Annotated in this window: 27 protein-coding genes, 1 rRNA gene and 1 other annotated feature; of the genes, 27 read left to right on the top strand and 1 reads right to left on the bottom strand. The window is 56.8% G+C overall.

The window, feature by feature from the left end; genetic code table 11:
- From rrf to pssA, 8 genes are all read left to right on the top strand, one after another.
- A 5S ribosomal RNA gene (gene rrf, locus KJS47_RS23670) occupies window positions 1-116 on the top strand.
- Between the two features lie 227 nt (window positions 117-343).
- A complete protein-coding gene (locus tag KJS47_RS23665; protein ID WP_213528378.1) occupies window positions 344-814 on the top strand; it encodes a CtsR family transcriptional regulator in 471 nt (156 codons plus the stop codon).
- 4 nt (window positions 815-818) lie between these two features.
- Window positions 819-1,334, top strand: coding sequence for a protein-arginine kinase activator protein McsA (gene mcsA / locus KJS47_RS23660; RefSeq protein ID WP_213528376.1), 516 nt, complete (start codon window positions 819-821; stop codon window positions 1,332-1,334).
- 18 nt (window positions 1,335-1,352) lie between these two features.
- Window positions 1,353-2,423, top strand: a complete 1,071-nt coding sequence (gene mcsB / locus KJS47_RS23655) for a protein-arginine kinase McsB (RefSeq protein WP_213528374.1) — start codon at window positions 1,353-1,355, stop codon at window positions 2,421-2,423.
- A 50-nt stretch (window positions 2,424-2,473) separates the two neighbouring features.
- A complete protein-coding gene (gene clpC, locus KJS47_RS23650; protein WP_213528372.1) occupies window positions 2,474-4,897 on the top strand; it encodes an ATP-dependent protease ATP-binding subunit ClpC in 2,424 nt (807 codons plus the stop codon).
- Between the two features lie 141 nt (window positions 4,898-5,038).
- Window positions 5,039-6,406, top strand: a complete 1,368-nt coding sequence (gene radA, locus KJS47_RS23645) for a DNA repair protein RadA (RefSeq protein ID WP_213528370.1) — start codon at window positions 5,039-5,041, stop codon at window positions 6,404-6,406.
- Window positions 6,407-6,430: 24 nt separating this feature from the next.
- The gene (disA, locus tag KJS47_RS23640) at window positions 6,431-7,510 is read left to right on the top strand and encodes a DNA integrity scanning diadenylate cyclase DisA (protein ID WP_213528368.1); all 1,080 of its coding nucleotides are present in this window, start codon (window positions 6,431-6,433) and stop codon (window positions 7,508-7,510) included.
- Window positions 7,511-7,569: 59 nt separating this feature from the next.
- Window positions 7,570-8,262 (top strand): CDP-diacylglycerol--serine O-phosphatidyltransferase, encoded by a 693-nt coding sequence (pssA, locus tag KJS47_RS23635; RefSeq protein WP_213528366.1) that lies wholly within the window; start codon window positions 7,570-7,572, stop codon window positions 8,260-8,262.
- Window positions 8,263-8,348: 86 nt separating this feature from the next.
- Here the strand turns inward: pssA and KJS47_RS23630 are convergent, their stop codons facing one another.
- Window positions 8,349-8,744 carry a DUF1573 domain-containing protein gene (locus KJS47_RS23630; protein ID WP_213528364.1) on the bottom strand — a complete coding sequence of 132 codons (396 nt, stop codon included), beginning with the start codon at window positions 8,742-8,744 and terminating at the stop codon, window positions 8,349-8,351.
- A gap of 151 nt (window positions 8,745-8,895) precedes the next feature.
- Between KJS47_RS23630 and KJS47_RS23625 the strand changes: the two genes are divergently transcribed.
- From KJS47_RS23625 to KJS47_RS23535, 19 genes are all read left to right on the top strand, one after another.
- A complete protein-coding gene (locus tag KJS47_RS23625; protein ID WP_213528362.1) occupies window positions 8,896-9,984 on the top strand; it encodes a PIN/TRAM domain-containing protein in 1,089 nt (362 codons plus the stop codon).
- A gap of 84 nt (window positions 9,985-10,068) precedes the next feature.
- Window positions 10,069-10,776 (top strand): 2-C-methyl-D-erythritol 4-phosphate cytidylyltransferase, encoded by a 708-nt coding sequence (gene ispD, locus KJS47_RS23620; RefSeq protein ID WP_213528384.1) that lies wholly within the window; start codon window positions 10,069-10,071, stop codon window positions 10,774-10,776.
- Window positions 10,773-11,255: a 2-C-methyl-D-erythritol 2,4-cyclodiphosphate synthase gene (ispF, locus tag KJS47_RS23615; RefSeq protein ID WP_213528360.1), complete on the top strand. Its 483-nt coding sequence runs from the start codon at window positions 10,773-10,775 to the stop codon at window positions 11,253-11,255. Before ispD ends, ispF begins: the two co-directional genes overlap by 4 nt.
- 44 nt (window positions 11,256-11,299) lie before the next feature.
- Entirely contained in the window at window positions 11,300-12,760 is a 1,461-nt protein-coding gene (gene gltX / locus KJS47_RS23610) for a glutamate--tRNA ligase (RefSeq protein WP_213528358.1), read from the top strand.
- Between the two features lie 110 nt (window positions 12,761-12,870).
- A complete protein-coding gene (locus KJS47_RS23605) occupies window positions 12,871-13,059 on the top strand; it encodes a hypothetical protein (RefSeq protein ID WP_213528357.1) in 189 nt (62 codons plus the stop codon).
- 153 nt (window positions 13,060-13,212) lie between these two features.
- Complete coding sequence (epsC, locus tag KJS47_RS23600; RefSeq protein ID WP_213528355.1) at window positions 13,213-13,878, top strand: serine O-acetyltransferase EpsC; 666 nt, start codon at window positions 13,213-13,215, stop codon at window positions 13,876-13,878.
- A complete protein-coding gene (gene cysS, locus KJS47_RS23595; protein WP_213528353.1) occupies window positions 13,869-15,263 on the top strand; it encodes a cysteine--tRNA ligase in 1,395 nt (464 codons plus the stop codon). Before epsC ends, cysS begins: the two co-directional genes overlap by 10 nt.
- Before the next feature lie 8 nt (window positions 15,264-15,271).
- Window positions 15,272-15,760, top strand: coding sequence for a Mini-ribonuclease 3 (locus KJS47_RS23590; RefSeq protein ID WP_213528351.1), 489 nt, complete (start codon window positions 15,272-15,274; stop codon window positions 15,758-15,760).
- A 4-nt stretch (window positions 15,761-15,764) separates the two neighbouring features.
- Window positions 15,765-16,514, top strand: a complete 750-nt coding sequence (rlmB, locus tag KJS47_RS23585) for a 23S rRNA (guanosine(2251)-2'-O)-methyltransferase RlmB (protein ID WP_213528349.1) — start codon at window positions 15,765-15,767, stop codon at window positions 16,512-16,514.
- A 6-nt stretch (window positions 16,515-16,520) separates the two neighbouring features.
- Entirely contained in the window at window positions 16,521-17,036 is a 516-nt protein-coding gene (locus KJS47_RS23580) for an NYN domain-containing protein (protein WP_213528347.1), read from the top strand.
- A gap of 135 nt (window positions 17,037-17,171) precedes the next feature.
- Window positions 17,172-17,819 (top strand): RNA polymerase sporulation sigma factor SigH, encoded by a 648-nt coding sequence (gene sigH, locus KJS47_RS23575; protein WP_213528346.1) that lies wholly within the window; start codon window positions 17,172-17,174, stop codon window positions 17,817-17,819.
- A 218-nt stretch (window positions 17,820-18,037) separates the two neighbouring features.
- Entirely contained in the window at window positions 18,038-18,187 is a 150-nt protein-coding gene (gene rpmG / locus KJS47_RS23570; RefSeq protein ID WP_213528344.1) for a 50S ribosomal protein L33, read from the top strand.
- 17 nt (window positions 18,188-18,204) lie between these two features.
- Window positions 18,205-18,417, top strand: a complete 213-nt coding sequence (gene secE, locus KJS47_RS23565; protein WP_213528342.1) for a preprotein translocase subunit SecE — start codon at window positions 18,205-18,207, stop codon at window positions 18,415-18,417.
- Between the two features lie 18 nt (window positions 18,418-18,435).
- The gene (nusG, locus tag KJS47_RS23560; RefSeq protein ID WP_213528340.1) at window positions 18,436-18,969 is read left to right on the top strand and encodes a transcription termination/antitermination protein NusG; all 534 of its coding nucleotides are present in this window, start codon (window positions 18,436-18,438) and stop codon (window positions 18,967-18,969) included.
- Window positions 18,970-19,108: 139 nt separating this feature from the next.
- Complete coding sequence (gene rplK, locus KJS47_RS23555) at window positions 19,109-19,534, top strand: 50S ribosomal protein L11 (protein ID WP_213528338.1); 426 nt, start codon at window positions 19,109-19,111, stop codon at window positions 19,532-19,534.
- Window positions 19,535-19,650: 116 nt separating this feature from the next.
- Window positions 19,651-20,343: a 50S ribosomal protein L1 gene (rplA, locus tag KJS47_RS23550; protein WP_213528336.1), complete on the top strand. Its 693-nt coding sequence runs from the start codon at window positions 19,651-19,653 to the stop codon at window positions 20,341-20,343.
- A gap of 42 nt (window positions 20,344-20,385) precedes the next feature.
- Window positions 20,386-20,528: a sequence feature (ribosomal protein L10 leader region), on the top strand.
- A gap of 45 nt (window positions 20,529-20,573) precedes the next feature.
- Entirely contained in the window at window positions 20,574-21,092 is a 519-nt protein-coding gene (rplJ, locus tag KJS47_RS23545) for a 50S ribosomal protein L10 (RefSeq protein ID WP_213528334.1), read from the top strand.
- Between the two features lie 61 nt (window positions 21,093-21,153).
- Window positions 21,154-21,519 (top strand): 50S ribosomal protein L7/L12, encoded by a 366-nt coding sequence (gene rplL / locus KJS47_RS23540; protein WP_213528332.1) that lies wholly within the window; start codon window positions 21,154-21,156, stop codon window positions 21,517-21,519.
- A gap of 118 nt (window positions 21,520-21,637) precedes the next feature.
- On the top strand, window positions 21,638-22,237 hold the full coding sequence (locus KJS47_RS23535) for a class I SAM-dependent methyltransferase (protein ID WP_213528330.1): 600 nt from the start codon (window positions 21,638-21,640) through the stop codon (window positions 22,235-22,237).
- The last annotated feature ends 341 nt before the right edge of the window (window positions 22,238-22,578 follow it).

Below are 22,578 nucleotides of genomic sequence, written 5' to 3'. Positions count from 1 at the left end.
TTGGTGATAATGGCGGAGGGGAACCACGCGTACCCATCTCGAACACGACCGTTAAGCCCTCCAGCGCCGATGGTACTTGAACCGAAGGGTTCCGGGAGAGTAGGACGTTGCCAAGCAGACGAACAAAAAGCCTTGCTGCATCATGCAGTGAGGCTTTTTTGTGTTTGGGAGGTGGGGGGAATTTGCTTGGAACGGGTAAGCTTAGGTATAGAGAGGACGCCCGGCAGGCAAACTGGAGAGGACGGGATTTTTGCGGACCCTCTTGGCAAACCAAAAAAATGTGCTATAATTTAGTTAAGGTCAAAGAAAGTCAAAGTCAGTAAGACGGTTAGGAGGTATTTTGATGCGCAATGTTTCGGAGATCATCGAACAGTATTTGAAACAAATCATCCTGCAGAGTCCGAGCGGCGTCATCGAAATCCAACGAAACGAATTGGCCGATAAATTCCAATGTGTACCTTCCCAAATCAACTACGTGCTCGGCACACGGTTTACCCTTGAAAAGGGATACGTGGTGGAGAGCAAGCGCGGAGGCGGAGGCTACATCCGGATTCAACGGGTGCAGCTGAGCACCCAAGGGCTCCTGCTGGACCATGTTCTTCGTTCCATTAAGGAAGAGATGGACCAGACGGCGGCGGAAGGGCTCATTTACCAGCTCGAGGAGGGAGGATTTCTCTCCCCGCGGGAAGCAAAACTAATCAAAGCAGCCGTCTCGCGAGAAGTGCTGGTGCTCAAGCTTCCGCTGCGCGACGTGATTCGGGCGAACATGCTGCGGGCCATGCTGATTTCCCTGCTGGGCCACAAAGGAGGTTGAATCCATGAACTGTCAGGAATGCGGCAAGAGACCCGCTTCCCTTCATTTCACGAAGATTGTGAACGGAGAGAAAGCGGAATTTCACTTGTGCGAGACATGCGCGAAGGAAAAAGGAGAGCTCATCCCCGGTACGCCGAACGGATTTTCCATTCATAATTTGCTGTCCGGCCTGATGAACTTCGATCCTTCCACGAGCAGCATGGCGAAACAGGCACAGAGCTTGCGTTGTGAAGAATGTGGGCTTACGTACTCTCAATTCAGCAAACTGGGGCGTTTCGGCTGCAGCTCCTGCTACAAGTACTTTGGTGACAAGCTGGATTCCCTTCTGAAACGGGTACACGGGAACACGACCCACGTCGGAAAAGTTCCCAAACGCTCCGGTGGCATCATTAAATATAAACGTGAAATCGATCAATTGAAATTGGAGCTTGCCCGCAAAATCGAACAAGAGGAGTTCGAGCAAGCGGCCAAGATCCGTGACGAAATCCGAGGGATGGAGAAACGGATAACGGAAATCTGACGGAAGGGGGCGCTTTGTATGGCACTCGGACATTTTACGGGGGAAGCGTTGAGCGAATGGATGAAGGACGACGGTCCCGATTCGGATATTGTTATCAGCAGCCGGATTCGGATTGCCCGCAACCTGAGGAACTATCCGTTCCCCATGCTCGCCGTCAACCAGCAATCGGAGGAAGTGCTGGAGAAGGTCGGCCAGGTGCTCGGCTATGACGAGCTGGGAACGATCAGCCGGTTTCAATACGTTCCCCTCTCCGAGCTGAACGATTTGGAAAAGAGAGTACTGGTCGAGAAGCATCTGATCAGCCCGAGCCTGGCGAACGAATCGCGCAACGGCGCGGTTATCCTGAGCGACAATGAATCGATCAGCATTATGGTCAACGAAGAAGACCATCTGCGTATCCAAGTTCTCTGCTCCGGCTTCCAGATTCGCGAGGCGTGGGATTTGGCGAACCAGCTGGATGACGTGTTCGAGAATCATCTCGATTACGCCTTCGACGAAGCGAGGGGTTACCTGACCAGCTGTCCGACCAATGTAGGCACCGGTATTCGGGCTTCGGTCATGATTCACCTGCCCGCCCTCGTCTTCACGCAGCAGATCAACCGGATTCTGCAGGCGATCGCACAGGTCGGCCTTGCGGTTCGGGGCATCTATGGAGAAGGCAGCGAAGCGGTGGGCAACCTGTTTCAGATCTCGAACCAGATTACCCTCGGACAGACGGAGGAGGAGATCCTCGACAATCTGCACAGCGTCGTGCGGCAAATTATCGAGCACGAGCGTGCGGCTCGGGGGGCGCTTCTCTCCGAGTCCCGCAACCGGCTGGCAGATCGGGTACGGCGCTCTTACGGCATCCTGTCCCAAGCGATAATCATGGATTCCAAGGAAGCCTCGCAGCGGTTATCCGATGTCCGGCTGGGCATTGATCTGGGGCTGCTGCCGGCGCCTACCCCGCGCGTGCTCAACGAGCTGATGGTCATGACGCAGCCGGGCTTTTTGCAGCAGCGGGCAGGTGGGAAGCTGTCGCCGGAGGAGAGGGATCTCCGCCGGGCCGATCTCATCCGGGAACGTTTATCCGAAGATCGTTCCGGTTAATAAAGAGGTAATGCACAGAATACCAATCGTACTATGGAGGTGCGTTGTATATGATGTTCGGCAGATTTACTGAGAGAGCCCAGAAGGTATTGGCCTTGGCTCAGGAAGAGGCCGTCCGACTCGGCCATAACAATATTGGAACGGAGCATATTCTTCTAGGCCTCATCCGGGAAGGAGAAGGAATCGCCGCCAAAGCATTGATCGGCCTAGGACTCGGCCTCGAGAAGATCCAGGACGAAGTGGAGGCGCTGATCGGCAGAGGCCAGGAGCAGCCGAGCAATATCGCTTATACGCCCCGCGCCAAAAAAGTCATCGAGCTGTCGATGGATGAAGCCCGCAAGCTGGGCCACACATACGTGGGAACCGAGCATATCCTGCTTGGTCTGATCCGCGAAGGAGAAGGAGTGGCCGCCCGCGTGCTGAACAACCTGGGCATCTCGCTCAACAAAGCCCGCCAGCAGGTGCTTCAGCTTCTCGGCAGCAGCGAGACGGTCTCGTCCAATCACGGCAGCCAGACGAACGTGAACACGCCTACGCTGGACGGACTGGCGCGGGATCTGACCGCGATTGCCAAGGAAGGCAATCTGGACCCGGTCATCGGCCGCAGCAAAGAGATCGAGCGCGTCATTCAGGTGCTGAGCCGCCGGACCAAAAACAATCCGGTCCTGATCGGTGAGCCTGGCGTCGGCAAGACGGCTATAGCCGAAGGGCTGGCGCAGCGGATCGTAAACAATGAAATCCCCGAGACGCTCCGCGACAAGCGGGTCATGACACTCGACATGGGCTCGGTCGTGGCGGGCACCAAGTACCGGGGAGAATTCGAGGACCGGCTGAAGAAGATCATGGACGAAATTCGGCAAGCCGGCAACATTATTCTGTTCATCGATGAGTTGCATACGCTGATCGGAGCAGGCGGCGCGGAAGGCGCAATCGATGCGTCCAACATTTTGAAGCCGTCGCTTGCCCGCGGAGAGCTGCAGTGCATCGGGGCAACGACGCTTGACGAGTACCGCAAGTACATCGAGAAGGATGCCGCGCTGGAGCGCCGCTTCCAGCCGATCACCGTCGACCAGCCGTCTCCGGAGGAAGCGATCCAAATTCTCCACGGCCTGCGCGACCGCTACGAAGCCCATCACCGGGTCAAAATTACGGACGAAGCGATCGAGGCCGCCGTCAAGCTGTCGGACCGCTATATCACCGACCGCTTCCTACCGGACAAGGCAATCGACCTGATCGACGAGGCGGGCTCCAAGGTGAGACTCAATTCCTACACGGTACCGCCGAATCTGAAAGATCTGGAGAACCGGCTGGAGGATGTCCGCAAGGAGAAGGATTCCGCCGTGCAAAGCCAGGAGTTCGAAAAAGCGGCAGCGCTCCGCGATACGGAGCAGAAGCTGCGTGAGGAACTGGAGACCACAAAGAACGAGTGGAAGGAAAAGCAAGGCCGCACCGACTCCGAAGTAACGCCGGAGGACATCGCTCAAGTCGTGGCCAGCTGGACCGGCATTCCGGTCGTGAAGCTCGCGGAGGAAGAAACCGAGCGTCTGCTGAAGATGGAAGGCATCCTGCATGAACGCGTCATCGGCCAGGACGAAGCGGTCAAAGCGGTCAGCCGCGCGATTCGCAGAGCGCGCGCGGGCCTCAAGGATCCCAAGCGGCCGATGGGCTCGTTTATCTTCCTCGGCCCGACGGGCGTCGGCAAAACCGAGCTTGCCCGGGCGCTTGCCGAGTCGCTGTTCGGCGACGAGAACGCAGTCATCCGCATCGACATGTCCGAGTACATGGAGAAGCACTCCACGTCTCGCCTCGTCGGGGCGCCTCCCGGATATGTCGGCTATGACGAGGGCGGCCAGCTTACCGAGAAGGTACGCCGCAAACCGTACTCGGTCGTCCTCCTCGACGAGATCGAGAAGGCGCATCCGGAAGTGTTCAACATCCTGCTGCAGGTGCTGGAGGATGGCCGGCTGACCGATTCCAAAGGTCGTACGGTCGACTTCCGCAACACCTTGATCATCATGACGTCTAACGTAGGCGCCGAGATGATCAAGAAGAACTCCTCGCTTGGCTTTACCGCCAACCTGGACGCCGGCAGGGATTACAACAACATGAGGGACAAAGTGATGGGCGAGCTCAAGAAAAGTTTCCGTCCAGAGTTCCTGAACCGGATCGACGAGATCATCGTGTTCCACTCGCTGGACGAGGAGCACATCGGCCGGATCGTGTCGCTCATGTCCGACGATCTGAAGAAGCGCCTGAAGGAGCAGGAGGTCGACTTCGACCTGACGGATGCAGCCAAGGCGTTCTTGGCAAAGGAAGGCTTCGACCCGGCTTACGGGGCAAGACCGCTCCGCCGGGCCATTCAGAAGCATATCGAGGACCGGCTGTCCGAGGAGTTGCTCAAAGGCAACATCTCCAAGGGCGACCACCTGACAATCGACGAAAAAGACGGCGAGCTGATCGTCAACCGCGCCTAATTCCGCGGACCGGCCACTACTCCCGCAGCATACCGATGCTGCGGGAGTTTTGTTTGCGGCGGCGCTGTACAGAACTTCCACAATTTCGCCCCCGATATGTTAGAATATAGGTTGACTCGATGCGAGTAAGGGAGAGAACGAATGGCCAAATCGAAAACAAAGTTCTGCTGCCAGGAATGCGGGTACGAATCGCCCAAATGGTATGGCAAGTGCCCAGGCTGCGGAGCTTGGAACAGTATGGTGGAAGAGCTGGAGACGGTGGTCAAGACGACCGGCGTGCCTACAGTCTCCTCCCAGACGAAAGAAAAAGCGATTTCGATCATAGATATAGAAAGTACCAAGGAGCCGCGCATCCTGACGAACAACAAGGAGCTGAACCGTGTGCTCGGCGGAGGCATCGTGCCGGGGTCCCTCATTCTGGTCGGGGGCGACCCGGGAATCGGGAAGTCGACGCTGCTGCTGCAAACATCGTTTGCCTTGACCGCGAACGGGCTCAAGGTGCTCTATATCTCCGGCGAGGAATCGGTCCGGCAGACCAAGCTGAGAGCCGACCGGCTGGAGGCAATGTCTCCGCTCCTGTATGTGCTGTGCGAGACCAACCTCGATTATATAATGGAGGCGATCGAGGAGATCCGGCCGGATTTTCTCGTCATCGACTCGATTCAGACCGTGTTTCACCCGGCGGTGGCCTCGGCGCCCGGAAGCGTGTCGCAGGTCCGGGAGTGCACGTCCCACTTCATGCACACCGCCAAAGGAAAAGGCATCGCCACCGTCCTCGTCGGGCACGTGACGAAGGAAGGCGCCATCGCCGGCCCACGGCTGCTCGAGCATATGGTCGATTGCGTCCTCTACTTTGAGGGAGAGCGGCATCACTCGTATCGGCTGCTTCGGGCGGTCAAGAACCGGTTCGGGTCGACCAACGAGATCGGCATATTCGAAATGACGGAGGCCGGCCTCGTGGAGGTCAGCAATCCGTCGGAGCTATTCCTGTCGGAGCGGCCCAAGGGAGTGGCGGGCTCGACGGTCGCCGCGAGCATGGAGGGGACGAGGCCGATGCTCGTCGAGCTGCAGGCGCTTGTCGCCCCTACGCACTTTCCGACGCCGCGCCGCATGGCGGCGGGCATCGACCACAACCGGCTCGCGCTTATCATCGCCGTGCTGGAAAAGCGCATGGGGATGTTCCTGCAGAACCAGGACGTCTATGTGAACGTCGCTGGCGGCGTCAAGCTCGACGAACCGGCGGTTGATCTGGCGATTGCGGTGAGCATCGCCTCGAGCCTCCGCGATCAAGCGGCCGAGCCGCACGACGTTATTTTCGGGGAGGTCGGGCTCACCGGCGAGGTGAGAGGCGTATCCCGGATCGAGCAGCGGGTGCGGGAGGCCAAGAAGCTGGGCTTCGAACGGGTAATTTTGCCAGAAAAGAGTCTGAAAGGCTGGACGCCGCCTGCCGATATAGAGATAATTGGAGTTAATTCTGTAGCGGAGGCGCTAAAAGCCGCGTTTCGATAGAGAGAAAGGGGAGGGGGGACCGGAATGGGAAAAGAAACAACGAATCGGGAAGTGATGGATCAGCTGCTGCAGCTGGTCGCACCGGGAACGCCGTTCCGGGACGGACTGGAGAACGTGCTTCGGGCGAAGACCGGGGGACTGCTGGTCGTCGGCTACAGTCCGGAAGTGATGGAGATCGTCGACGGCGGCTTCTCCATCAACTGTGATTTTTCACCCAACTATCTGTATGAGCTGGCCAAGATGGACGGGGCGATCATCCTGAGCGAGGATTTGAAACGGATTCTGTACGCGAACACGCAGTTGATCCCGGATTCCTCCATCCCCTCCACGGAGACGGGGATTCGGCACCGGACGGCCGAACGGGTGGCCAAGCAGACGGGCAAGCTGGTCGTGTCCATCTCGCAGCGGCGCAATGTCATCACGCTGTATCAAGGGAATCTGCGTTACTCGCTCAAGGATATCGGCGTCATTCTGACCAAAGCGAACCAAGCGATGCAGACGCTGGAGAAGTACAAAGCGGTGCTCGATCAAGCGATGATCAACCTGGGCGCGTCGGAGTTCGAAGAGATGGTTACGCTCCACGACGTGACGAATGTGCTGCAGCGCGTGGAGATGGTGCTACGCATCCGGACCGAGATCAAGCGCTACATTACGGAGCTCGGCACCGAAGGCCGGCTCATCAGCATGCAGCTGGAGGAGCTCGTCGGCATGACGGAGATGGAGCTCGTGCAGCTGATCAAGGACTACAGCCGCGAACTCGAAGAGGAGAAGGTCAAGGAGATCCGGCAGGCGCTGCGCCGCCTCAGCTCCGAAGAACTCCTCGACCACAATCATGTCGCACGCATCCTCGGCTATCCGATTACCAATGCGGTACTCGAAGAGCAGGTATCCCCGCGGGGCTTCCGCGTGCTCAACAAGATTCCTCGTCTGCCGACCGTGATCATCAATAACCTTGTCGACAAGTTCGAGTATTTTCCTCACGTCATGACCGCTACCATCGAAGACCTAGATGAGGTAGACGGCATCGGAGAGGTCCGTGCCCGCACCATCAAGGAAGGTCTGAAACGGATCCAGGGCCAATTGTTGGTTGACAGGCATATTTAATTCCAATAGAATTATGTGGTTAGAAGTACAGGAAAGCATAACTTAAAGGTGGTTGAGGCATGATACGCAAATCGCTTCCCAACCTGTTCACGGTAGGGAACCTGTTTCTCGGGGTTATCGCCATTATCTTGGTCTATACCGAAAAACCGGCGTTGGCAGCCGTCATGATCATTCTGGCTATGCTGCTCGACGGATTGGATGGACGGGTGGCAAGAGCGCTTAATGTGCAGAGCGAATTTGGCAAGGAACTCGATTCGTTATCGGATGTCATCTCTTTCGGTGTGGCTCCCGCCTTCATTCTATACGTCGTAGCGTTTACCGAGCTGAATCCGGCGACCGCCTGGATCACCACTGCGCTCTTCCCGATCTGCGGAGCGCTGCGGCTCGCTCGATTCAACGTCATTGAAGGCATCCCCGGCTATTTTATAGGTCTTCCTATCCCGGCGGCGGGCGGCGTTCTGTGTACGCTTGCATTGTTCCACCAGGAATTGAACGTGTATGTCCTTGTGGCAAGCTCTCTCTTGCTGTCCTATCTGATGGTCAGTACGATCAAATACCCAAGCTTCAAAAAAATCGGACTGCCTAAGCCCGCAATCTGGCTGACGCCGATCGTCGTCTTGCTGGCCGCCGGCATCGCTTTCGCGTTTTCCAGCTCTTTGATCAAGCTTAACTGGCTGTCCAAGCTGATTTTCGTTCCGCTCGTGCTGTACGCGCTGTACGGCACGTTCCAAGGCTTCCGCCGCAAGCGCTAAGCTGCCCGGACGTCTCAGCGCATAAGAAAAAGCATTTATTTTCTAGTGATAGAAAATAAATGCTTTTTTTAATTGGCGTAGGGCGGCTAGGACAGATTGAACAGGCCGAGCGTCGAGCACTTCCGGGATTCGTCGGAGACGATCTGCTGCAGGTCGAGCTCCAGCAAATTGCACAGCGACGCCAGATAGAACAGGTTCTTGCCGATCTCGGCGCCAACGATCTCCCGGCAGTTCTCGCACAGTCGTCCGGACATATGGCTGTCCAGTACTTGCCGGGCATCGCTAAGCGTCATGTCTTGAGTGAAATGCTGCTTGCCGGCATTGACCTCTATGCAGCCGCATTCCGTAACGGCTTTAACCGTGGATCGATGAACGGCCGCATTCGATTGCTGGAATTTGGACAGGACGTCAAGCACACTGCGGTGACGGAGCAACAATTCGGACACTTGTTCCTGGAACTCTTTCAGATCTGGAGTGCTCATGCCATCCACCTCGGAACGTTATAATCTTGTGCCCTCATTATATCGGATTCCACTGGTATATTCAATTTCTGGAATCGGCTGGCGACGTTTAGCGTTCCAGCATTTGGCACATACTGAGTAATGGCGACGCCAAGATTACGGAGGTGGACGTATGGGTAAGCAAGGTTGGCAATGGATCTTTGCAATAATTGGTGGGATTATGGGGGCACAGGCCCAGCAATACGCGGAAGCGGCAGGAGCGACAACGCTCGGCAGCCGGCTCGGGGAATGGTCTGACGGCAGCTCGCTGTTCTGGCTCATCGCGGGCGGCGCGGTACTCGGGTATGCAGCCGGCTTCGCAATCGTCTGGGCGGCGCGGCTCTTGCTGCGCAAGGGCGAGGAGGAGCTCGCGAACGTGCCGGCGCAGGACCTGCTGAGCAGCCTGCTCGGCCTGGTCGCGGGGCTCGTCGTGGCAGCGCTGCTGTTCCCGGCGCTGAACAAATGGGCGCTGGGCGGTGCGCTGCTGCCCGTGGCGGTCACGCTGCTCCTGGGCGTGGCCGGATCGCGCTTCGGCTACGCAAAGCGCGACGAGCTGGCCGCGCTGTTCCCCGCCCTGCAGGCGAAGGACGGTGCAAACGGGCAGAAGCTGAGCGAGGAGCATAAGATTCTCGATACGAGCGTCATTATCGACGGCCGCATCGCTGATATTTGCAAAACGGGCTTTATCGAAGGAACGCTGGTTATCCCGGAATTCGTGCTCGAGGAGCTCCAGCACATCGCTGATTCGTCGGATCTGCTGAAGCGCAACCGCGGCCGCCGGGGACTCGATATTTTGAACAAGATTCAGAAAGAGCTCGACGTGAAGGTGCTGATCTACGAAGGAGACTTCGAGGAAATCTCGGAGGTCGACAGCAAGCTGGTCCGTCTGGCCAAGCTGCTGCGCGGCAAGGTCATCACCAACGACTTCAACCTCAACAAGGTGTGCGAGCTGCAGGGCGTGTCGGTGCTGAACATCAATGATTTGGCTAACGCGGTGAAGCCGGTTGTTTTGCCGGGTGAAGAAATAATGATCCAAATTATTAAGGACGGCAAGGAATATGGCCAGGGTGTCGCTTATCTCGACGACGGCACGATGATCGTCGTGGAGGGCGGACGGGATTACATTGGCATGACGATGGAGGTTATGGTCACGAGCGTTCTTCAGACCTCTGCGGGCCGGATGATCTTCGCCAAGCCGAAATTGTTGGAAAAAGCCCAATAAAACGATTATGATGAAAGGAATGGAAGGGAGCCTTCCTGATTTCATCGTCGACGGGCAGGGGTAACAGCTATGAAGGAGCAGAAGATGACGAAGCAGGTGGGCGTGGTCGTCGTGGCTGGAGGGAAGGGGTCCCGAATGGGAACCTCGGAGAGCAAGCAGTATCTTCCCGTCGCCGGCATCCCCATCCTGGTCCGCACGCTGATGCGGTTCGAGGAGTGGGACGAGGCCGATGCGATCGTCCTCGTCACAGGAGAAGCGGACGTGCCGCGCTGCCGAGCTTATGTCGAGACATACGGATTGACCAAGGTGACCGCCGTCGTAAGCGGGGGGGCGGAGCGCCAGGCGTCGGTCCACGAAGGAATCAAGGCTCTGCCGGACGAGGTGGAGTGGGTGCTGGTGCATGATGCCGTGCGCCCTTTTGTCACGTTAAGGGAGCTTAGCGGCTGTCTGCGGACCGCGCGCGAGACGGGGGCTGCCGTGCTGGCGGTGCCCGTGAAGGATACGATCAAGATCGTCGGCGCCGAGGGCCGGGTGGAAGCGACGCCGGACCGCCGGTCGCTATGGGCGGTCCAGACGCCGCAGGCGTTCCGCCGCGCGGAGCTGGAGGCGGCCCACCGGGCGGCCGAGGAGGAGGGCTTCCTCGGTACCGACGACGCCATGCTGATGGAGCGGGCGGGGGTGCCCGTCCATGTGGCGGAAGGAAGCTACACCAATATTAAAATTACGACGCCCGAGGATTTGGCTTGGGCGCAGTGGCATGTGGAGAGAGAGAAGGGAGAGGGCGAAGCGTGATTCGAATCGGACAGGGGTTTGACGTGCATCAATTGGTCGAAGGGAGGCCTTGCATCATCGGGGGGGTGACTATCCCTTACGAGAAAGGGCTGCTCGGCCATTCGGATGCCGACGTTCTCCTGCATACGGTCGCCGATGCGGTTCTTGGCGCGCTGGCGCTCGGCGACATCGGACGGCATTTTCCGGATACGGACCCGGCCTACAAGGACGCGGACAGCCGCAAGCTGCTTGCGGACGTATGGGCGATGGCCAAGGAGCGCGGCTATGCGCTCGGCAACCTGGACTGCACGATCATCGCGCAGAAGCCGAAGATGGCGCCGTATATTCCGGCTATGGTCGAAGTGATTGCGGATCTGCTTGAGGCGGAGGCCGGACAGATCAACGTGAAGGCGACCACGACCGAGCAGCTCGGCTTTGCGGGACGCGGCGAAGGCATCGCCTCCCAAGCGGTTGTTTGCCTGACGAAGCGTGTGCTATGATGATAAGATAAACTTTGCAACGTTAACGATTGAGAGGGATTGCTATGGCTTCCGACATACGCGTCCGTTATGCACCCAGTCCTACGGGACATCTGCATATCGGCAATGCCAGAACGGCTTTGTTCAACTACTTGTTCGCCCGGCACCACGGGGGAACCTTCGTCATCCGGATTGAGGATACCGACGTCAAACGGAACGTCAAGGGCGGCGAGGAGAGCCAGCTGACGTATCTGAAATGGCTCGGGATGGATTGGGACGAGAGCATCGACGTAGGCGGCGAGTACGGTCCTTACCGGCAAACCGAGCGTCTGGACATCTATAAGAACTACTGGCAGGAGCTGCTCGACAAGGGGCTGGCCTACCGCTGCTACTGCACCGAGGAGGAGCTGGAGCGGGAGCGGGAGGAGCAGATCGCCCGCGGCGAGACGCCCCGGTATTCCGGCAAGCACCGCAGCCTGACGGAGGAGCAGTGTCAGGCATTCGAGGCCGAGGGCCGCGTGCCGAGCATCCGGTTCCGCGTGCCGGACAACCGCACGTACACGTTCGACGACATGGTGAAGGGAACGATCACCTTCGAATCGGAAGGCAGCGGCGACTTCGTCATTGTGAAGAAGGACGGCATCCCGACCTATAACTTCGCGGTCGTCATCGATGATTACCTCATGAAGATTACTCACGTGCTGCGGGGCGAGGACCATATCTCGAACACCCCTCGTCAGCTGATGATCTATGAGGCGCTCGGCTGGGAGCCGCCCGTCTTCGGGCATATGACGCTGATCGTGAACGAGAGCCGCAAGAAGCTGAGCAAGCGCGACGAGTCGATCGTCCAGTTCATCGAGCAGTACGACCAGCTTGGCTACCTTCCCGAAGCGCTGTTCAACTATATTTCTCTGCTCGGCTGGTCGCCGGTCGGGGAAGAGGAGCTATATCTCCGCGACGAGCTGATCAAGATCTTCGATACGGACCGGCTGTCCAAGAGCCCGGCCGTGTTCGATCCGACCAAGCTCGCCTGGATGAACAACGCCTACATCAAGAAGGCCGATCCTGAGCGGATCGTTGCGCTTGGCATTCCCTATCTGCAGAAAGCCGGCCGGCTGCCCGAGCAGCTGTCGGACGAACAGAGGGAATGGGCGAGCAGACTCATACGCCTCTACCAGGAGCAGCTGACCCATGTAGCGGAGATCGTGGAGTTGACGGAGCTGTTCTTCCGCGACGAGGTAGAGGTGGACGAAGAGGGAGCGGCGATACTGGCGGAGGAGCAGGTGCCCGTCGTGCTGAGAGCTCTGCTGGAGCAGCTGGAGCAGACCGATGAGTATTCGCCGGAAGCGGTCCAGGCGATGCTGAAGCAGGTTCAAAAGAGTACCGGCTTTAAGGGTAAGCAGCTGTTCATGCCCGTTAGGGTCGCCCTGACCGGTCAGATGCACGGCCGCGACCTGAACCAGACGCTGTATCTGCTCGGCCGTGAGACGGTCCAGAAGAGACTGCGCAACCTGCTGGAAGCATAAGCTATTGTCAAGGGCGAACTCCAGTTGCTATACTACAGCATAGACAGAAGCCGCCTGCGGCGGCCTGCCATAGAGCAAAGCGATGACCGGGAAAGTAAGCACGGGACGGAATGACCAGAGAGGGCGTCAGGCTCGCGGAAGCGGCTTGGTGGAAGACGCCTGCATTCCGCCGGGCCGAAGTGCACCCGGGAGCAGCGGCTTCGATCTGCGACGAGCAGGGTAGAGACCGCCGGGTGGTTCCCGATACCAACCGTCCGAGCGGGCTCCTGCGGGAGCCCAAGCAGAGTGGAACCGCGTGATGACACGCCTCTGCAGCCTTGCGGCTGCAGAGGCGTTTTTGTTTGGTGCCGGAATGGCAGACGGCTTTGGCCGGAAGAGAAGGCGCTGCTTGGGGAAAGACTAATTTTAATTGTGCGGCAGGGCCATGCCGGACAGTAAGAAGGTGAAACAGAGTGTTCCGTACGATGAAATCCGACGTGCAGGCGGTTTTTGACAACGACCCGGCGGCGCGCAGCGTCTTTGAGGTCGTCTTCACCTACTCGGGACTGCACGCCGTCTGGTGGCACCGGATTGCGCATTGGTTTTTCCGGCGCCGCTGGTATACCGTCGCCCGTACCCTCTCGCAGTTCAGCCGGTTTATGACGGGCATCGAGATCCATCCCGGCGCCCGCATCGGCCAACGCCTGTTCATCGACCACGGCATGGGAGTCGTGATCGGGGAGACGTGCGAGATCGGCGACGACGTCGTTCTCTACCAGGGAGTGACCCTGGGCGGGACGGGGAAAGAAAAAGGAAAGCGGCATCCGACGATCGGCAACCATGTCGTTATTTCGTCGGGGGCGAAGGTGCTCGGCTCCTTCACGGTGGGTGAGCATTCGATCATCGGGGCTAATGCCGTCGTGCTTCGCGAGGTGCCGCCGAACTGTACGGTAGTGGGCATTCCGGGCAAGGTCGTCAAGCAGGACGGCGTCCGGATCAAAAACAAGCTCGACCACGGCAACCTTCCCGATCCTGTTATTGATCTATGCAAAAACATGCAGCAGCAGATCGACGAGCTGCGCATTCTGCTCGAAGAGGAACGCCAAAAGAACGGAGGGAGCAAACCCCAATGGCATTAAAAGTCTATAATACGGTTACCCGGACGAAGGAAACGTTCCAGTCCCAGGAGCCCGGCCGCGTCACGATGTACGTGTGCGGCCCTACAGTCTATGACTATATCCATATCGGCAACGCGCGGCCGCTGATCGTGTTCGACGTCGTGAAGCGGTATTTGACCCAACAGGGCTATGACGTCCGCTATGTGGTGAACTTCACCGACGTTGACGACAAGCTGATCCGCAAAGCCGAGGAAACCGGCAGCACTGTGCCGGAGCTTGCGGCCAAGTATATCGAAGCGTATCTGGAGGATACCCGCACGCTTGGCGTGGACGGTGCAATCCACCCGCGGGTGACCGAGAACATACCGGAGATCATCGTCTTCATTGAAGAGTTGGTAGCCAAGGGCTTCGCCTATGAAAGCGGAGGCGACGTCTATTTCCGGACGCTCAAATTCCCGGAATACGGCAAGATCTCGCACCAGAATATCGAGGAGCTGCAGTTCGGCATCCGCGTGGAGGTCGACCAGCGTAAGGAGCATCCGCAGGATTTTGTACTCTGGAAGGCGGCGAAGCCGGGCGAGATTTCCTGGCCGAGCCCGTGGGGAGAAGGCCGTCCGGGTTGGCATATCGAATGCTCCGCCATGGCCAAAAAATACCTCGGCGAGACGATCGACATCCACGGAGGCGGGCAGGATCTGCAGTTCCCTCACCACGAATGCGAGGTTGCCCAGTCGGAGGCGCTCCACGGCCATCCGCTGGCGAACTACTGGCTCCATAACGGATATTTGAACATTAACAACGAGAAGATGTCCAAGTCGCTCGGCAACGGGCTGAACGTCCGCGAGATCCTGAAGACATTCCGCCCCGAGGTGATCCGATACTTCATGCTGGCGGCGCACTACCGTAGTCCGCTTAACTTCAGCGAGGAGACGGTACGGCAGGCAGAGAACAGTCTTGAGCGCATCCAGAACAGTCTGGCGAATCTCGAGTACCGGCTCAAGAGCGCGGCCGATCTGCCGGAGGACGAAGAGCTGGAAGCGGCACTGGCGCGTATCCGCGACTTCTTCTTCGCCAAGATGGACGACGACTTCAATACGGCCGACGCCATCACCGCTGTCTTCGATCTCGTGGCCGAGACGAACCGGTATTTGAAGAACGCGGAGGTGAGCCGGATGTCGCTCGAGCGCATCCAGGCGCTTTTCGCTGAGATGAACGAAATTCTCGGTATTTGGAGCGCCAAGGAAGAAGAGCTCCTCGACGAGGAGGTCGAGCGGCTGATCGCCGAGCGGACCGAGGCCAGAGCGACTAAGAACTGGGCGCGCGCCGACGAAATCCGGCAGTTGCTGACGGATCAGGGGATTCTATTGGAGGATACGCCGCAGGGCATCCGGTGGCGCCGGAAGTGAGGGACGGGATGGAAGAAGAAGGACTGCTCTATGCCGCGCCGGGCAAGGATCCGCGACTCATGCAGCCGCTCGTCCTCGCGTACATCGGAGACGCCGTCTATGAGCTGATGATCCGCCAATACCTCATCGCCCAGCCGAACCAGCGGGTCCATCATCTCCATCAAGAGGCAACGTCCTACGTCTCCGCCAAGTCTCAGGCCAAGGCGCTCGACATCTGGACGCCGCTACTGGACGAGGAGGAGCTGGACATTGTCCGCAGAGGCCGCAACGCCAAGTCGGGCAGCGCGCCGCGCAATACCGACATCGTCATTTATCGGCTGGCTACCGGGTTCGAATGCCTGATCGGCTATTTGTATTGCGCGAGACGGTTCGGGCGGCTGCGCGAGTTGATGGATCTCATTCTGGGCAAGCCGCTCGCCGGGGAGGCGAGCGGAGCCGGCCCTCAGCATGTGGCGGAACCGGACCCGGCCTCAGATCAACCAAGCGAAGGAGACTAGAGCCATGGAAGAATACATTGCCGGCAAGCACTCCGTGCTGGAGGCGCTGAAGTCGGGGCGGACCATCCACAAGATCTGGGTCGCGGACAATGCGCAGAAGCATTACATTCACCCGATTCTGGTCGAAGCCAAGGCAAGCGGCATCGTCGTACAGCAGACCGACCGCCGCAAGCTGGACCAAATGGTCGAGGGCGTACAGAACCAGGGCGTGGTCGCTCAGGTGGCCGCATACGATTATGCGAGCGTGGAGGATATCCTCGCGAAGGCGGAGAGCCGGGGAGAGGTGCCGTTCCTTCTCATCCTCGACGAGATCGAGGACCCCCACAACCTGGGAGCGATTCTGCGGACGGCGGAATGCACGGGACTGCATGGAATCATTATCCCGAAGCGCAGGTCCGTCGGCCTGACGGCTACCGTGTCCAAAATCTCGGTAGGCGCCATCGAATACGTGCCCGTTGCCAAAGTGACCAACCTCGTGCAGACAATGGACAAGCTCAAAGAAAGAGGGATCTGGATCGCAGGGGCGGACGGGGCAGCGGATCAGACCGTTTACGAGAGCGATCTCACGATGCCGCTCGCCGTCGTGATCGGCAACGAAGCCAAAGGCATGGGGCGGCTTGTCCGCGACAATTGCGATTTTCTGGTGAAGCTGCCTATGGTCGGGAGCATCAATTCCCTGAACGCCTCGGTTGCGGCTTCCGTTATTTTGTACGAAGGACTTCGGCAGAGACGGTTCCGGGAAACGGCTCGGTAGGCCGTTATGAAGGAAGTGCTCATCGTCGACGGCTATAACATCATCGGCGCGTGGCCCGAGCTGAAGAAGCTGCGGGATATTCGACTCGAGGAGGCGAGGGAACGGCTGATCGACATCCTCGCCGACTACCGTGCCTATTCCGGCATGCAGGTCTATGTCGTGTTCGACGCCCACCAGGTGCCGGGACAGGCGGTCAAGGAGGAGCAGCGCCAGGTGCATGTCCTCTTCACCCGCGAGAAGGAGACGGCCGACGAGCTGATCGAACGGCTGGTCAGCGACCTTCAGGGCCGGCGGCGCCAGGTGTATGTCGCCACGTCGGACATGACCGAGCAGCACGTCATCTTCGGGCGGGGGGCGCTCCGGCTGCCGGCCCGGGAGCTGTTCACCAAGGTGAAGGAGAGCCAAAGGGAGATTGGCCGACGTCTCGAGACGGAACGGCAGGAAAAGGCGAACCGGCTGGACGCGCGGCTGTCCGACGAGGTGAAACAGCTGTTCGAAAAATGGCGGAGAGGGCAAAGCTAACAAGTCGGCAATTGTAAAAATCCCCCAGCAATTCTGCCAACATCTGTTGACGCTCGTTGAATCGTTCATGTATACTAGGACTCAGCTTGGAAGCTGAGGTAGTTGCCTAAATGGCCAGGCCCGGAGGGATTGTCTGTGAATGTTGACCTCAATGAGTTGAGAAACGATGTCTATGAACTCAAGACCGACGAGGACAACGTCGAAGCGGTTCGTGAAGGCAACAGCGGCGCATTGGAATACCTAATCAATAAATACAAGAATTTCGTGAGGGCGAAGGCCCGATCCTATTTTTTAATCGGCGCAGACCGGGAAGATATCGTCCAGGAAGGGATGATCGGCCTGTACAAAGCCATCCGCGACTTTCGCGGGGACAGGCTCGCTTCGTTCAAGGCATTCGCCGAAATCTGCATAACAAGACAGATCATCACGGCCATTAAGACGGCGACCAGGCAGAAGCATATTCCGCTGAACTCGTATGTGTCGTTGGACAAGCCTATTTACGACGAGGATTCGGACCGAACGCTGCTCGACGTGATTTGCGGTTCCCGGGTAACCGATCCCGAAGAACTTATTATTAACCAGGAGGAATTTTTTGGTCTGGAAGACAAGATGGGAGAGATTCTGAGCGAGCTTGAGCGCCGGGTGCTGATGTTGTACCTGGACGGACGTTCGTATCAGGAGATCGCCGTCGATCTGGACCGTCATGTGAAATCGATCGACAACGCGCTGCAGAGAGTGAAACGCAAGCTGGAGCGGTATTTGGAAGTGCGAGACAACATGTAGCTTTTCGCTCGCGAGCGAAAAGCTATTTTTGTGCCGGCGGACGAGAATTTGGCCGGCCGGGTTTACAATAAGATGCTGCGGAACATACTGGTAGGGATCAGATTCCTTGACAGAGCTTTCCGGGTATGATAAGTTAGTTTAGGTAACCCTTTGTCGTGGTACTTCCTAAGACAATCGGGTTTCTTTAATTAATGCTAGATTGTCCAGGAGGTGTGATCATGCGGGTTATTATTACATTGGCGTGCCTGAATTGCAAACAACGCAACTATACGTCCAATAAGAACAAACGGAACAATCCTGACCGCATGGAGATGAAGAAGTATTGCAAGTTTTGCAATGAGCAGACGCTTCATCGCGAGACTCGCTAACAAGTGGGGGTGCAGCAGTGGCATTCTTGGGTAGTTTGAAGCGGGGATTTAGCTCAACTTTTTCGTTCTTCGGCGAGAGCTGGGCAGAACTGAAGAAGGTCAAGTGGCCCAATCGCAAGGAACTGGTGAGCTATACCATTGTTGTAGTGGTCACCGTTGTCTTCGTGACAATTTATTTTACCCTGCTTGACCTCGGGATCTCCAGTATTGTCCGTTGGATAACGGAATAAGAAATTAGGGTGAATGTGATGGAAAAACGATGGTATGTCGTCCATACTTACTCAGGGTACGAGAATAAGGTCAAGGCGAACCTGGAAAAACGGGTCGAGTCCATGAACATGCAGGATAAGATTTTCCGCGTACTCGTTCCGATGGAAGAAGAGATCGTGAACAAAGACGGCAAGAAGAAAACCGTCATGCGCAAAGTCTATCCGGGATACGTTCTCGTCGAGATGATCCAGACGGACGACTCCTGGTACGTAGTCCGCAATACACCCGGAGTGACCGGATTTGTCGGTTCCACCGGTTCCGGCTCCAAGCCAACCGCTCTTCTGCCTGAAGAAGTAGAAGCCATTCTGCGGCATATGGGAATGGAAGAACCGAAGCCGAAGATCGATTTCGATCTGAAAGAAACGGTTCGCGTGAAAGTAGGCCCGTTCGCCGACTTCGTCGGTTCCGTGGAGGAGATCCTGCCGGAGAAGAGCAAGCTGAAGGTTCATGTGAACATGTTCGGAAGAGAAACCCCACTGGAACTCGATTTCCATCAAGTGGAGAAATTATAATTGCGTCGGATTTTGTCGCGACAGCGGCATTCCGATACGCTATAATGGTTTCTAGACCACGGTCTATTCGGACGGATAGGCCTTCGTCCGTGGGAGGGGAAACCCGTTAGACCACACTACGTGCAAGGAGGTGTCTCACATGGCAAAAAAGGTTATCAAAATGGTAAAACTGCAAATTCCCGCAGGAAAAGCCAACCCGGCTCCGCCAGTAGGTCCGGCACTCGGACAAGCAGGCGTGAACATCATGGCATTCTGTAAGGAATTTAACGCTCGTACCGCCGACCAGGCTGGCCTGATCATCCCGGTTGAAATTTCGGTGTTTGAGGACCGTTCGTTTACGTTCGTCACCAAAACGCCTCCGGCAGCCGTTCTGCTTCGCGTTGCAGCAGGAATCGAAAAAGGTTCCGGCGAACCGAACAAGAAAAAGGTTGCTACGGTTAAACGTGCGAAGGTACAAGAAATTGCCGAGCAAAAAATGCCCGACCTGAACGCAGCTTCCGTTGAAGCGGCTATGCGTATGGTCGAAGGTACTGCTCGCAGCATGGGCATCACCATCGAAGACTAATTTATAAGCGATAGACGCTTCCCGGAATGAGGAATCATTTCAAGCTTTAAGCGAGCGGCCCCCGGGCCGTCTAGTGGGAGGATTATCCGCTACTACCACGAATGGAGGAATCATCAATGCCGAAACATGGCAAGAAGTATGTAGAGGCCGCTAAGACAATCAACGCGGACGCTCTGTACGAGCCGCAAGAAGCTGTTTCCCTCGTGAAGCAAGCGGCTTCGGCCAAATTCGACGAGACTGTAGAAGTCGCTGTTCGTCTGGGCGTAGACCCGAAGAAACAAGACCAAGCAGTTCGCGGCGTTGTCGTAATGCCGCACGGTACGGGTAAAACCAAGCGCGTGCTTGTGTTTGCCAAAGGAGAAAAAGCAAAAGAAGCCGAGCAAGCGGGCGCTGATTTTGTAGGCGATCAGGACATGATCAACAAGATCCAGCAAGGCTGGTTCGAGTTCGACGTGTGCGTTGCCACTCCGGACATGATGAGTGAAGTCGGTAAGCTGGGTCGCCTTCTCGGCGGCAAAGGCCTGATGCCGAACCCGAAAGCCGGCACCGTTACGTTCGACGTAGCGAAAGCCGTTCAAGAAATCAAAGCTGGTAAGATCGAGTACCGTCTCGACAGAGCGGGACAGATCCACGCTCCGATCGGCAAGGTATCCTTCAATGAGCAGCAGCTCAGCGAGAACCTTCGCGCATTGGTCGAAGCGCTTGTTAGAAGCAAGCCGGCTGCAGCTAAGGGTATTTACCTGAAGGGTGCTGCGATTTCTTCCACCATGGGCCCGAGCGTCAAACTGAACCTGCAATCGTATAGATAAGCCTTGACTTAGACGGTCAAGCATGCTAATCTAGATGATGTTCTAAAATCGAATATGCTACCGTAGACAGCAGGTGCTAGCAATAGCTTAATTTCCTGCCGAGGTGTCTTGATAGAATCGTGTTTCATTTGAAATGCCGACCATCATGCCTTCGTACTGTCTGCGAAGGCTTTTCTTTTTGCCAGGAATCAGAACGCGGTCCATAAGTTAACGTCTAGGAGGTGTAATCGATGGGAAACGCACAAGTTCGTGAGGAAAAAGCTCAACTCGTGTCCGACGTAACGGCGAAGCTCAAAGAGAGCTCTTGCACGATCGTCGCCGACTACCGCGGGTTGAACGTGAAGCAAGTAACCGAGCTCCGCAAGCAACTGCGCGAAGCTGGTGTAGAATTCCAAGTTCTGAAGAACACTTTGGTTCGTCGCGCTACCGCGGAAGCCGAATTGACAGAACTGGACTCGGCTCTGACCGGTCCGACCGCCATCGCATTCAGCAAGGACGACGTTGTCGCTCCTGCCAAGATCCTGTCCGACTTCGCTAAGAAGAACGACAAGCTGAGCGTGAAAGCTGGCGTTGTAGAAGGAAAAGTGGTAGACGTAAACCAAATCAAGGCACTGGCTGATCTGCCGTCCAGAGAAGGTCTGCTCTCCATGCTCCTCAGCGTGCTGCAAGCTCCGATGCGCAACTTCGCGCTGGCTGTCAAAGCCGTATCCGAGAAGCAAGAAGGCGGAGCGGAAGCTGCAGAAGCGTAAGTTAGCCGCCGGCTAACGAATAGCCATATCCTAACCATTACTAAATTTGGAGGTTCATACAATGAGCAAAGAGCAAATCCTCGAAGCCATTAAAGGCATGACTGTACTTGAACTGAACGACCTGGTTAAAGCAATCGAAGAAGAATTCGGCGTAACCGCAGCTGCTCCGGTAGCAGTTATGGGTGGCGCAGGTGCCGCTGCAGAAGCAGAAGAGCAATCCGAATTCGACGTAATCCTGACCAACGCTGGCGCGTCGAAAATCAACGTCATCAAAGTGGTTCGCGAAATCACTGGTCTTGGCCTGAAAGAAGCAAAAGACCTGGTAGACGGCGCACCGAAGCCGATCAAAGAAAAAGTAAGCAAAGAAGACGCAGAAGCAGTAAAAGCGAAGCTGACCGATGCTGGCGCAACTGTAGAAGTGAAGTAATTCGGTTTCCGAATAGACGAAACCCCTTGAAGAAGCCTTCAAGGGGTTTTCTTATAGCTCCTGCTCCGCCGCGGGCCAGGAGAGCAAGCAAGCCAAACTTCCATCAGGAGGCAGCGCGATGAGCGATCATTACTACAGTGCGCGCCCGGCATCGGGCCATGACCGTCAGCAAATCCGGGAGACGCTGCGAGGAAGGACGTTCACCTTCTGGACAGACGCCGGCGTATTCGCCAAAAAAGGAGTCGATTTCGGAAGCAAGCTGCTGATCGACACAATGGAGATCCCGCAGGATGCCAAGGTGCTTGATGTCGGGTGCGGCTATGGACCGATCGGCCTTACCGCTGCCCACCTAGCGGAGGCGGGGAGCGTAACCATGGTGGACATCAATGAACGCGCGGTTGAGCTGGCTCGTGAGAATGCAAGAAGGAACGAGATTTCCAATGTACGGGTACTGCAAAGCAATATGCTGGAGGCCGTGAAAGAGGAACGGTTCCATTGCATTTTGACGAATCCTCCCATTCGGGCAGGCAAAGAGGTCGTCCACGGCATCTTCGAGCAGGCGAGAGAGTGCCTGGAGCCGGGAGGGGAACTATGGGTAGTCATCCAGAAGAAACAGGGAGCACCCTCGGCGTTCGCCAAGCTGGAAAGTCTCTTTGCATCCGTGCAGGAGGCGAATAAGGCGAAGGGGTTCCGGATCTTTCGGTGCCGTCGCCCGTAATACCAGGTCTTCCTTGACTCTGGACTTTGTACGTGGTATTATTATAAAATGTCAGTATAAAATGGGCTTTGTGTCTTTAGTTGGTTAAAATGTCAAGTCTTTTTTCGGATGCAGGTTCACGAGGACGTTGATCTAAGAGGAGAGAACTTCTCACAGATTGAAATTTTCGGAGAATATACCGGAGGGAGATTATGGAATGGCTGCCGGGGTATACTGATTTTTAGGATATGCCAGGAACCGTTGCTGCACGAAGCTTTCTGTGTGAAGGAAGCTTTGCCTATCGCTGAGCTTCTTAAGTCCAATACAAGCGGTCGCCCATGGCGGCTGTGTCTGAGGAAAAA

This window comes from Paenibacillus sp. J31TS4, assembly GCF_018403265.1.
In the GTDB taxonomy this organism is placed as follows: Bacteria; Bacillota; Bacilli; order Paenibacillales; family NBRC-103111; genus J31TS4.
This window is presented reverse-complemented; position numbering and strand designations above follow the sequence as displayed.